Origin of the sequence: Rickettsia tillamookensis, from assembly GCF_016743795.2 — a bacterium.
GTDB classification, from domain to species: domain Bacteria; phylum Pseudomonadota; class Alphaproteobacteria; order Rickettsiales; family Rickettsiaceae; genus Rickettsia; species Rickettsia tillamookensis.
In genome coordinates this window covers 328,020-340,403 of sequence record NZ_CP060138.2, presented here as the reverse complement: position 1 = coordinate 340,403, position 12,384 = coordinate 328,020, and the positions used below count along the sequence as shown (strand labels likewise).

Below are 12,384 nucleotides of genomic sequence, written 5' to 3'. Positions count from 1 at the left end.
GCCTCAATGGCATGACATTATCAATTGTATCCCTTAGCTTTGATTAACATGCAAGCTATGTTAGCGTTTCCTTGAGCTAATGCAATATCTAACGGATATTGGCATTCATCATTTAGAGTAGAGATTTTAATACCTCGTATAACCAAAAATTTTGCTAAATAGTAATTATCGTTATAAATAGCAGCAGTTAGTAATGTCTCACCGCTTCTACTTTTTTCTTGCAATATTGGATAAACGTCAAGTAACGCACGCAACCCAAAAAGATTGTTTCTATCAACTGCTCTAAAAACATTATCTACTGCCTTACAATAAGATAGATTGGCATAAATATCTTTCTTTTTATTTATATCATTATCATATTTAATAAAACTCTCTACAACTTTTCTTCTTTCAGCACTTGCTATCCATTCTTCTTTCTTTTGGAACAGCTCTATATATGCATACATATCCATCTGCTCTAAAGTCGCTTGCTCTGTTAGTTTACCAAGAACTATATCATCATCAGGTAAAAGTAACATTTGCGTTTCATCTTTAACAAATTTTGTTACTAACTCCGAGGTTTCATTATTTACGTTATTATCTTGTTTTTGAATCGTAACATTTGGAGAGCTTGTCGGCGGTGATTTCTCTTGATTATTTGTAGTTTGATTATTCTTAATTTGCTCCTCTAAAGGCTGAGATTGAGGTTGATTTGGCTTTACTACAACAACGGGGATAAGCGGAGTATTCCAATCTTGTTTTTTTGGGACATCTGAAACAGCAACAAATGTCTCTTGCGAATTATTTATTTCCGCCGAAGAATCAGTTGTAGGAACTACTTTAGACGGAGTAGTAACGGGGGTATTTGGGCTAGGAGGTAGTATAGGCTGTGTAGAAGGTTGATTTGTAGGTATTACCGGAGGTGCAGGTACATTACTAGGTACTGCCGGAGTTTCTGCAGGAGGTACTGTTGTCGGCATAGTACTAGGGGTAGTAGTATCTTGGATTACCGGCGGGCTAACCACAGGCGGAGAAACAGCGGGCATATTAGGTATAGATTGCGGTGCTATCGGTGCTACGCTTTCTTCCTCTTTATTAGCATTAGGAGGGGGATTAAGCGGAATAGGCTTATGCACAGGCGGCAAATTAGTTGGTTTATATATTTGCACCGGTCGCTGCGGAGGCACTACATAACTTCCTGCTTGAGCCGGGGGCATAGATACTATCGGTCTCGGTACATTAGGAGTTATAATATTAGAAGCTAAATTTGTATCTTTATGCTCATCAGAAGCAACTCCTTCCTCATGTATTTCATTACTTGTAGCAGTAGGCAACTTTGCACTACCAATATCTATAAAAGGTTCAGATGTTTCCGATTCATTAGGTTCTTGATGTGTAGATTGTATATCCGGTGTGTTGTCATGAGAAGCTAAATTTGTACTATTTTCATGCTCGGTATTTGTATGAACATCATTACTTGCGGTGACACTAGGCAACGCTATATTACCAACATCTATAAAAGGTTTAGATGCCTCGGTTTCATTAGGCTCCTGAATGTCATGAGAAGCTAAATTTACACTATTTTCATGTTCATTACTTGCGGTGACACTAGGCAACGCCGTATTACCGGTATCTATAAAAGGTTCAGACGCATCAGCTTCAGTATGCTCTTGTGAAGCTAGCTTTGGCTCTTCTTGAGGGACTGCTTTTGTTTGTTCATTTGGCTTAGGGGGGATATTTTTCTTTTTTGATTTATTAAAAAATTGCTTAAATTTATCAAAAAAAGAAATATCGGAATTAGAGCTAACATCCTTATCTTTAGTATCTATTTCGGCAGCCGGTAATGATGGCGGTAAGGGCGGAGGAGAAGCATAACTTTGCACTGCAACCAATAACAGATTGATAAAAAATAATATCTTACATAATTTATTTAACATATAATTCCTTATTAAATAATTATCCTATAACGTCATAAGCTACGGAAAATTACAAAGTAATTTGACGAAGCAATCTCAGGATTCTTAACAAGATTGCCGCGTCGGGACTCTGTCCCTCCTCGCAATGACGTTTACTCTTCTACTTCTTACTATTCTGCACCAATTTCTTTATTTCAATTTCTACTAACTCTTTAACAAGTACAGGTAGATTTTTATCAAGCCAAGCTTTAAGTTCCGGTTTTAACATCTGGGCGACTAATTCTTCAAGTGCATTTTTAGATGAGATATTATTATCCAGCTTTTTATCTTTAATAGTATCGGTAAAATTTTTAAAAATATCACCTATCTCTTCAGCAGATTTAGTTGATATCAACTTTTCTTCCTCATCTTGATTTACTATTTCCGTTAGCTCTAATATATCTTCATCTTCACTATCATCTTCATAAATAGGATTTTTACGTTCGTTAATTACTCCTTTGATCGATTTTAATATGTCTTCTATTGACATATCTTGGTTCTTTTTATTTTCCTTACTCACGTTAGAAACCTATAAACATTTTCTTTTTAATAGTCTTAAACTCTTCTTCAGGACTAAAATATTTTACTTTAAGTTTTAAACTTTGAGCCGTTAGCTCGCCGGTTAACAATTTCATTTGATATGCCGCAAGTACTGAATTCTTATACGCATCCACACGAGTTATTTTTGCTTCATACAATTTTTGCTCAGCATCTAAAACATCGAGTATAGTTTTGGAGCCGACTATTTCCTCTTGCACCGTACTGTCATATGATATTTGTGCGGCCTCCACACCTTGATTAGCTGCAACAATACGAGATTTTGCCGCTTCAAATCCTTCCCACACGCTTACAACACCCGCTTGTGTCTGCTTTATCGCACTATCAAGCTGAACTGCACTATTTCTTGTTTGGTTTTTAGCTTTTCTAATTTCTGAATATTGAGCCCCTCCATTTGGATAAATAGGGATATTTACCGAAAGAATAGTAGTATAGCTTTTATTGTTTATATTTTGAACAGCTGGATCTTGTGGATTATAGTTAGTTCTACCTGATTGCAACTTTACGCTTACTTGCGGCAATAATTTTCCTTTCTGCACCATTTCCAAAGCTTTCGCCGAAGTTACATTATGTCTTGCCGAATCAATATCAGGGTTTAATTTAGCGGCTTTTCTTGTTAACTCATCCAATGAAGCAGGTAATCTATCAGGTAAATTAGGCATAGTTATATCTTTAGGCTCTATACCGAATACTCTAATAAAATTTGCTTTTTTTCCTTGAAAATCGGCATAGGCAGCTAGTTTATTCGTTTCTGCCGCTGCAAGCCCTGCTCTTGCGGTTGCTATATCTATTGCCGTTGCTTCCCCTAGTCTTAATTTCTCTTCAACAGTGTTAACTTGTTGTATGTTAGTACGAACCCTACTTTCAGAAATATCATATTTCTCTTTGCTCTCAAAACAATCAAGATAAGCAGTTATTAAATTTAATAATATTTTTTGTTCGCCAGCATAATATTCGCCTCGTGACGCTCTAAACCCTGATTGAGCAGCTTTAAGAGCCGCAACACTAGAACCACCGCTAAATAATGATTGCTCAATTGTTAATGCACCTTGATTGCTATCTGTCTCTCTTGGAGTAAGACCAAGCCTATCAGTATATTTTTGATTATATTTAGTCTTACTATTTTGTCTATTAATCTGCAATCCGGCATTAGGCATAAATCCTGAGAAAGCTTGAGGGAACTGCTCAATCGCATTCAAAAACTTAATTCTAGCAGCTTTTAGCTCCTCATTATTCTTATATCCTTCAGTTAAAGCTTCCTGCAAATCAACAGCAGCAGCCGAACCGGTTAGTAATAATGTGATAATAAATGTAGTTAATTTACGCATAAATTTTTTGAATAATTGATAATATGTTAGTTAGATTAGTTTAATCTTTCAAGAATATACCTATATCCCAATAAAACAATATAAATCTATTGTAGCAATGTTAGCACGTAATATAACAAAAATTAATCTCAAGGGCAATGATAACTATTTTACATTTTATTTTACGGTTATAAAGCTTTAAGATTAATTAATATTTGGTAACAAAATAATAAATTTTATGTCTATAATTGATTTTTCTAGTTTCAGCGGATTAAATAAAGAACAACAAGAAGAACTACAAAGACTTTTAATAAAATTAAACGGTTTTACAAAATCTTTGAAAATGAATGTAAAAGATTTAGAAGATCATTTATTTTATATTTTACAAAATTCTTTAAATGAATTATCTCACACTGAAAATATCGATATAGAGAAAATAGAAAAACTTTTTAATAGGACAATACAAGAATCTCTAACTACTTTATCTGAAGCACTTGAGAAAGCATATCAAGAACAGTTAAAAACAAAAGATATCTTTTTATTTGACGGGATTATTGTAGAAAAATGTTTAAACGTTTTAGAACAAGTTTTAAAATTTCAGCAAGAATTAGATAAACTCTATCCTGGAGCTTCTAAAAAAATTATAGAATCATTAGAAAATATATTAGTCGGGGTTATATCCACTCAAATACCGATGCTTGGGATATTTATACAAACAAGCGGAATACTTGAAAAAGTAAATAATCTTATTGACTCTGAAAAATTATTGCCAAAAATAACAAAATTGCATAATGATATAAAAGAAATAAGGGAAGAGGCTAAATCTAATGAGAAGCTTGAAAACATCTATGAAAAAGCCAAGAAAGTTGCCGCAATTTCAGAAATATCAAAAGAACCGCCTCGAAAAATTATTGAAATAGCAAATAAAAACCCTAATAACCAAGCTTCACTAGAGAATGTTGCAAAAGCTGCTAAAGCTATACCAAAAAGTAAAGATGAAGTAGAAGAAAAAATAGCAGAACTAAAAAGTAATATTGAAAATGCAATTCCACAAGATATAAATATTGACAAATTAAACTCTGTAAAGAATACTATTTCGGATAATCTAAATGAAGCTAAAACAGAATTATTAAAAGTATTAAATCCGGAAGCTTCTTTTGGCGAAAAGATAGAATCCTTATGTAAAACCGCAGAAAAAGCTATGGAAATTGCAAGTGACATAAAAAAAATAGTAGGAGTAATACCAGGAAGTAAAGAACTCGGAAATGTTATAAGTCTAACAATAAAAACTAACTTATTACCGCCTCCAGTCTTAGCAGTTGCAAAGCTAGCTCCTGATATAGCTAACTTAGTTAATATAGGTAAAGCAGTGGTTACGATACTTTCTAAAACACAAAACTTAACTCAACAACAAGGAAGAGCAAAATAGTGTCTAATTCTAATACTCATATTTTAATTGCCATAGGTTGCTTAGCATTATTATTAATATTTTTAATGTATAAGAAAATAGCAGCACGTAAAAAAAATATATTACCTACTGGAGATAATATTGATGATTCGCCAAATGTTGCTCTTAATAGTCAAAAACCGGAAAATAAAAAGCTGACATTACAAGAAAGAATAGAATTATCTTGGAAATTCCTTTACGACATTACAGAAGTTATTTTAAATAAGTTCTCTAAAGAAGATGTTATTCAAGTGAATAAATGCGGTCAAGTTTTATTTGAAAACGGCGTTAGATATGAACATGTAGTCGATCTCGCAATCCCTCAAGTCAAGTCTCATACTCAAGCAGTTGAACAAGAACAATCTAAAGGTAAAAAAGCCTTAGGGGTGTAACCGTTCACAGGTGTTGCGTGGCTTATTATTCCTCTCTGTCATCCCGTGATTTATTCACGGGATCCAGTAAAACATATAAAAATTTATTTTTATATGTTTATTTTGTTAAACACGTAGTGTGGGTAACAATGTTGAAGTTATTTTTTCTGGACCCCGTGGTCAAGCCACGGGGTGACAAGTGGGGTTTACCGACCCACGCAACAACGCCTACATACTAGTACGTGAGGATCAAAAAATATGAAACAACGCAGCCAATTTTTCAAATTAAACGAGTCTAGACAAAGCCGTTAACTTGATGCTCCCACAACTCCTTAAATTTACCATTTTCTTTACGCACAAGTTCCGTAAAAGTGCCGTCTTCTATGATTTTGCCTTTATCCATAACAATAATTCTATCCATATGCTTGATAGTAGATAATCTGTGAGCTATAGCAATTATCGTTACATTATCAATATCAAGCATTGTGTTAATAGATTTTTGTACCTCTTGCTCTGTGTGGCTATCAAGGCTTGAAGTTGCCTCATCTAAAACCAAGATAGGAGCGTTTTTAAGAATAGCACGGGCAATTGCTATACGTTGCCTCTGCCCGCCACTTAGCTTTACTCCTCTCTCACCAACAATGGTGTTATATTTTTCCGGTAAACTTTCGATAAATTCATGAATATTTGCAGCTTTGGCAGCATTTTCTATTTCCTGAGGTAAAGCATTTTCTTTTGCATAGCCGATATTCTCGCCTATCCCACGATGAAAAAGCATAATATCTTGCGGAATTAATGATATCTGCTTCCGTAGGCTATCAGATGAAGTATCGTAAACACTTTGGTTATCGATTATAATATCGCCGCTTGATGCTTTAAAGTTTTTCAACAATAACGAAATCAAAGTAGATTTACCGCCACCTGAATGCCCTACAATACCAACTTTCTCACCGGCTTTTATATGCAAATTAAGAGACTGAAATACACTACTCCCTTCTTTGTATGAAAAAGATATATCTTTAAATATAATCTCTCCTTTAGAAATTTTTAATTCAGCGGCATTTTCTTTATCTATAGTATCTTGCGGAATTTGCATAATTGTAAAGGATGAACGAAAAGCTGCCACATCTTCTAAAAAGTCTTTAACTGCCATAGTAGCATGCCAAGAATTTTCAGCAAATAGAAACGTTAGCGACATAATAAAAGCAATATCACCAATGCTAATTTCTCCTAAATTACGCAAGTAAATTACATATACAAAAACTCCTATCAAATATACCCAATAGACTAAGGCAAGTATTATAGAGATAATTAGATCGTATTTGTAATATCTTATTGTTAGAGGGTTATGTACATTACGGTAATAATCTTGTACTTTATTTAATTCTCGTTGTTTTGACGCAAACGAAAAAATAGTAAAGATATTTGTAATACAGTCAGCAACTGTTCCAAATAAATTATACCAAGAATCTTGCTTAGCCTGCTCCATTTTTGCAAGTTTAGTAAAAAACCGTAATGCAAGCGGTAGATAAAAAGCAGTAAAGGCAATAATAACAGTAAATATTTTAATATTAATATAGGCAAGAGTAATCCCTGAAAATAGTGTAATGAGTAGCGGTTTGCTTAATTTCCCCTCAATAGATTGATGCATTTTATGATAGTTATCACCTATGCCCTGCATTCTTCCAACTATAGAGCCGGAAAGGTTATTTTGAAAATAAGTATACGGCAAATTAAAACAGTGAGTACATATTTTATTCATCATATCTTGGAAGATATAAGGCATAGCTTTAAGCTGTGCAAAATTGTGAGCACGCCAAGCCCCATCAAGTATAGCTTGTGCTGCTATAAACCATATTATCGGTTTATAACTTTGGGCAAATGTAATTTATTCATTTTGGGTAAACAGATCAAGTAAAAGCTTTACGGCATAATTATATAAAATAGGATGAACACCATTTGCAAACGGGGCCATTATCATAACAAGATAGCAATATTTATACGGCTTTATAACCGACCATAAAAAAGAGAGGGGATTCATAAATATTGATTTTTATTAAATTGCAGACTATTTATAATACAATGCTCCTAACTAAAATTCAATCTGCTTTATTATGCAACCAATATTTAGACCGGTAAATTTTACCGAAAAAAATCTAGATACTTTAATCGCTGATAGTATAGGTAATCCTACTACTGAAAAAATTAGTCAAGTATTAGAAAGTTACAACAATACTAAACTGCACCTTATCGGATGCTTTATAGAAGAAAACTTAATTGGTATAATTGGAATTGAAGTATTACCTATGCAAGCTATAATTAAGCATATTAGCGTATTAAAAACTTTTCGATCTCAAGGAATTGGAAAACAACTAATTTTATATATAATTAGTCATTTTGCTTTAAAGAGAATAATAGTTGAAACTGATGATGATGCAGTAGACTTTTATCGTGCTTTAGGTTTTAATTGTGAAATATTTGAAGGAAAATATAATCAGCGATATAATTGCACCCTTCATTTACAGTAAATAATGATTTGTTGCATGGATGCCAAATCGTCATTGCGAGGAGCGAAGCGATGTGGCAATCCCGTCAAATATCCTGAGATTGCTTCGCCGAATTACTACGTAATTCTTCTCGCAATGACGTATATTTTTTCTTAAAGATATTTAGCATTCTCCTCTTTCACTAACTGTACTAACTTCTCTATCGATAATACTTCCTGCTCGGTAGTTCCAAGCCTTCTAATCGTTACTTGTTTATTTTCTTGCTCTTGTTTACCGATTACGGCAATCATCGGTATTTTTTGGTTAGAAAACTCACGAATCTTATAGTTAATTTTATCGGGAGAAATATTAATATCCGTTCTTACCCCGTTATCAATTAAAGCTTTTTGTACTTCTAAAGCGTAATCGTTTAAATCGCTTGTGATTGTTGCAATAGCGACTTGTATAGGAGCAAGCCAAATAGGAAAACGTCCGGCATATTCTTCAATCAATATACCGATAAAACGCTCAAGCGAGCCGAGTATTGCCCTATGGAGCATTACCGGTCTTTTTTTCTCACCGCTTGCTGCAATATAGCTAGCATCGAGTCGCTCCGGCAAAACAAAATCCATCTGAAGTGTTCCGCATTGCCATTGCCGTTCTATCGCATCGGTTAAAACAAACTCAAGCTTCGGTCCGTAAAATGCTCCCTCGCCCGGGTTTAACGTATAAGTAAACCCTGCTTTTTCCACTGCTTCTTTTAAAGCATTCTCAGCCTTATCCCAAACTTCATCACTTCCTGCTCTGATTTCAGGGCGATCAGAGAATTTTACCTTTATATCGGTAAAACCGAAATCTTTATAAACTTCCGTCAGTAATTTACAAAAACTAACTGTTTCATCGGTAATTTGCTCCTCTGCACAAAATATATGTGCATCGTCTTGCACTAAGCTACGTACTCTCATTAAGCCGTGTAAAGCCCCTGATGCCTCATTACGGTGACACAAACCAAACTCCGACATACGAAGCGGTAAATCACGGTAGCTCTTGATACCTTGTTTGAAAATCTGCACATGGCAAGGGCAATTCATCGGCTTTAAAGCTAATGTCTTGTCATCTGTTTCTAACGCAAACATATCTTCACGAAACTTTTCCCAGTGTCCTGAAGCCTCCCAAAGGCTTTTATCCACCAAAACAGGAGTCTTAACCTCTGTATAACCGTTCTTACGAATCTTTTTTCTGATATATTGCTCGATAGTATTATATATACTCCAGCCTTTATCATGCCAAAATACCATCCCTTGAGCTTCTTCTTGGAAATGGAACAGATCAAGCTCTTTACCTAGTTTTCTATGATCACGCTTTTCAGCTTCTTCAAGCATAAATAGGTAATTATCAAGCTGCTCTTTCGTAGCCCAAGCCGTACCGTATATACGCTGCAACATCTCATTACGACTATCACCTCGCCAATAAGCTCCTGCAACTTTCATCAACTTAAAATGTTTAACAAAACCCGTAGAAGGAGCATGCGGACCTCGGCACAGATCAATAAAATTACCTTGCTTGTATAAAGTAATTGGTTCACCTGCCGGAATTGAAGCAATAATTTCGGCTTTATAATGCTCTCCTATCGATTTAAAAAACTCTACGGCTTTATCCCTATCCCATAGTTCTCTAGTAATTTGTTCGTTTCGCTTAACTATTTCATGCATTCTTGCTTCTATCATTGCCACATCATCCGGCGTAAATGGCTTATCCTTAGCAAAATCGTAAAAGAAACCGTTTTCAATTGCAGGACCGATAGTTACTTGAATATCAGGGAATAATTCTTTAGCAGCTTCAGCTATAATATGAGCTGCATCATGTCTGATAATCTCAAGACATTCAGGATCTTTTGCAGTTAAAATACGAAGCTTGCAATCATTTTCAATTACAGTACTTAAATCTTTAAGCTCACCGTTTATTTCAGCAACCATTGCTGCTTTAGCAAGCGACATTGAAATTGCATTTACTACTTCATAGGCGGTAATGTTTTTTTCAAACTGCTTTACGCTACCATCGGGAAAGGAAATATTTATCATTTTTTATTCTAACTTATTTTTTAAAACTTATAATTTTAAGGATTATAACCGGCATGAATGCCTTCTTGCAATGACGATTCTGATAGCCTAGATGCTGCTCATCGATTCTACAAATCTCTTTGTAATATTCACTTAAAGGCTTTTAAAATTTAATAACTAATTCAATCTTCATTAATAATTGATTCATCAAATATTTCATTCTCCTCATCACTTATATAATTAAATTCTACTTTACTTTGATTAATTATTTCATCCATGACTTGTTCTAAAGAACCAGATTGAACAATAGAATTGAAATACTCAATTAAATTAGAAGAATTAATAATTTCTTCAATAGAGTTCATATATGAATCAACTATAGCATTAATTTTATATTTGGACCTGGCTTGTGCTTTTATAGATTCTCTAATCAGATCTACCGGTTCTTCTGTTTTTACAACAAAAGTTATTGGAAATTTTTGCACTTTATCGATGTCAAGAAAATATTTGTCGAAATCAATCGTTTCTGTAACTTGAAAAAATCTACCAAGTGGTTTCATGACAAAGTCAATACCACCATCGTTAGCATTAGTTCTACCTGTCTTATATAAAATTAGAACTTCTTCCGTTAAATCTTCCTTTGTTCTACCTATCCATATTGTTTGCTTACCATACCTTGTTTTCAATACTGCATAACTAACAATTTCAAAAACTCTAGCATCGACATTTGGTTTTAACTGCTCTTTAACAAAATCTATAGCAGAATTATGATTTTCTTTTCCTAACAATGCAATTTTTGTACATACCTCTATAAAACTCTCAAAGGCTAATTTTTTTGCTGCAATATATTCATTAATTATATCAATAATAGCTTTTGAAATATTTAATTCTAAATTATTCCCGTTTTCATCTTGAGTTTTTATTTTTAATAAGTCTTCCTGTATCCAGTATCTTTGTGTTTCAACATCTCTAACAATCGGAGTTTTTCCAAGTAGTGGATAAAATTTTTTAAATTCGTCATTCAATCTTGAATTTAAAGCATGGTTTTGCAATTTTATACCAAAAGGAAGTTCTCTCTGCCTTCTAAATAAATCGCTAAATTTTGCACCTTCGTAATTAGCATATTCGCCATTACTTTTATCTAGGTATCCTTTATTTATATAATCCTCGATAATGACATACAAGGCATAATGATTTGCAAATGCTCCTCGTGCTTTTGATCCTTTACTAGCTGATTTTGTTTTTGTGTTTAAATATCCTATAAGAGGACTATTTTCAAAAATAAATATGGCATTGCTTCCAAAATGCTTTTCTAATATTTCAATAATCTTTTGCGAAAAAAAGTGCATCATTGATAAACTATTAGTCATAATACCATACACTGTGTGGAAATTTCTTTTTGATTCTTTCTAATAAAATTTTTATCTGATTCTACTAGTTTTTCACCATTATACTCACTTGAAATTCCTAATCGTCTTAACCCAATCTTGAAGTATTCTTCTTGTAGTTCAATACTAATGCTGTTTCTTCCTAATCTTTGAGCAACTACACTAGTTGAAAATGTTCCACCGAATGGGTCAAGGACTACATCACCAACATTACTACTTGCCTTTATAATTCGCTCTAATAACATTTCAGGCTTTTGACTTGGGTGTTCTTCATACTCATTCATCCTATACCTAACTCTTGGAATGTACCAAGTATTACCTGGAATTTTTGTAGTTTTATACGCTGTTGGAATTGCTTTCCTGTAATCAATTAATTTTCTTTTTGCTCCCGTTTTTGCTTCTACTTCAATATCCGAAGCATTAAACGTATATGATTTTGGGTTTTTTACTGCAAATAATATTGGTTCATATAATGAGCCATAATATTTTTTTGCTTGCACTCCAGAACTATCATAATGCCAAACTATTCTAGATAAAATAGTCATTTTTTCTCTCAGCCATAAATCAATATATGGCATAGCTTGTGTACTTGTCATTACATAAAGAGACCCATGAGGCTTCAGTTTTTTAATACATAATTCAAGCCATTTGTAACACCATTTCTCATAATCTTTATCAGAAGGCCATGAATCAACAAAGTTACCAAATCGTTTACCTATGTTATAAGGAGGATCTGCGAATATAAGATCTATAGATTCATTTTGAATATCATTCAATGCAATTAAGCAATCTGCAAGATATATTTTTGCGGTATCATTTTGAAAAATTTTCAT

Annotated in this window: 11 protein-coding genes; 3 read left to right on the top strand and 8 right to left on the bottom strand. The window is 33.6% G+C overall.

What is annotated here, in order from left to right; translation table 11 throughout:
* Positions 1-20: 20 nt before the first annotated feature.
* From H6P87_RS01570 to H6P87_RS01560, 3 genes are all read right to left on the bottom strand, one after another.
* Positions 21-1,916, bottom strand: coding sequence for an ankyrin repeat domain-containing protein (locus H6P87_RS01570; RefSeq protein ID WP_202069761.1), 1,896 nt, complete (start codon positions 1,914-1,916; stop codon positions 21-23).
* 139 nt (positions 1,917-2,055) lie between these two features.
* Positions 2,056-2,454, bottom strand: a complete 399-nt coding sequence (locus H6P87_RS01565; RefSeq protein WP_202069760.1) for a DUF2497 domain-containing protein — start codon at positions 2,452-2,454, stop codon at positions 2,056-2,058.
* A 1-nt stretch (position 2,455) separates the two neighbouring features.
* On the bottom strand, positions 2,456-3,820 hold the full coding sequence (locus H6P87_RS01560; protein ID WP_202069759.1) for a TolC family outer membrane protein: 1,365 nt from the start codon (positions 3,818-3,820) through the stop codon (positions 2,456-2,458).
* Between the two features lie 217 nt (positions 3,821-4,037).
* Between H6P87_RS01560 and H6P87_RS01555 the strand changes: the two genes are divergently transcribed.
* Complete coding sequence (locus H6P87_RS01555) at positions 4,038-5,228, top strand: hypothetical protein (RefSeq protein WP_202069758.1); 1,191 nt, start codon at positions 4,038-4,040, stop codon at positions 5,226-5,228.
* The gene (locus H6P87_RS01550) at positions 5,228-5,638 is read left to right on the top strand and encodes a DUF2660 domain-containing protein (protein WP_202069757.1); all 411 of its coding nucleotides are present in this window, start codon (positions 5,228-5,230) and stop codon (positions 5,636-5,638) included. The genes H6P87_RS01555 and H6P87_RS01550 overlap by 1 nt, the downstream gene beginning before the upstream one ends.
* A gap of 274 nt (positions 5,639-5,912) precedes the next feature.
* On the opposite strand, the gene H6P87_RS01545 is transcribed toward H6P87_RS01550, so the two are convergent.
* Both H6P87_RS01545 and H6P87_RS01540 read right to left on the bottom strand, forming a co-directional pair.
* On the bottom strand, positions 5,913-7,451 hold the full coding sequence (locus tag H6P87_RS01545; protein ID WP_338050464.1) for an ABC transporter ATP-binding protein: 1,539 nt from the start codon (positions 7,449-7,451) through the stop codon (positions 5,913-5,915).
* A 54-nt stretch (positions 7,452-7,505) separates the two neighbouring features.
* Positions 7,506-7,658, bottom strand: coding sequence for a hypothetical protein (locus H6P87_RS01540; protein ID WP_246437998.1), 153 nt, complete (start codon positions 7,656-7,658; stop codon positions 7,506-7,508).
* 73 nt (positions 7,659-7,731) lie between these two features.
* Here H6P87_RS01540 and H6P87_RS01535 point away from each other — a divergent pair, with 73 nt between their 5' ends.
* Entirely contained in the window at positions 7,732-8,145 is a 414-nt protein-coding gene (locus H6P87_RS01535; protein ID WP_202069756.1) for a GNAT family N-acetyltransferase, read from the top strand.
* A 131-nt stretch (positions 8,146-8,276) separates the two neighbouring features.
* On the opposite strand, the gene thrS is transcribed toward H6P87_RS01535, so the two are convergent.
* The 3 genes from thrS to yhdJ form a co-directional block, all read right to left on the bottom strand.
* On the bottom strand, positions 8,277-10,184 hold the full coding sequence (thrS, locus tag H6P87_RS01530; protein ID WP_202069755.1) for a threonine--tRNA ligase: 1,908 nt from the start codon (positions 10,182-10,184) through the stop codon (positions 8,277-8,279).
* 161 nt (positions 10,185-10,345) lie between these two features.
* On the bottom strand, positions 10,346-11,533 hold the full coding sequence (locus tag H6P87_RS01525; protein ID WP_202069754.1) for a hypothetical protein: 1,188 nt from the start codon (positions 11,531-11,533) through the stop codon (positions 10,346-10,348).
* Positions 11,530-12,384 carry an adenine-specific DNA-methyltransferase gene (gene yhdJ, locus H6P87_RS01520; protein WP_202069753.1) on the bottom strand — a complete coding sequence of 285 codons (855 nt, stop codon included), beginning with the start codon at positions 12,382-12,384 and terminating at the stop codon, positions 11,530-11,532. The genes H6P87_RS01525 and yhdJ overlap by 4 nt, the downstream gene beginning before the upstream one ends.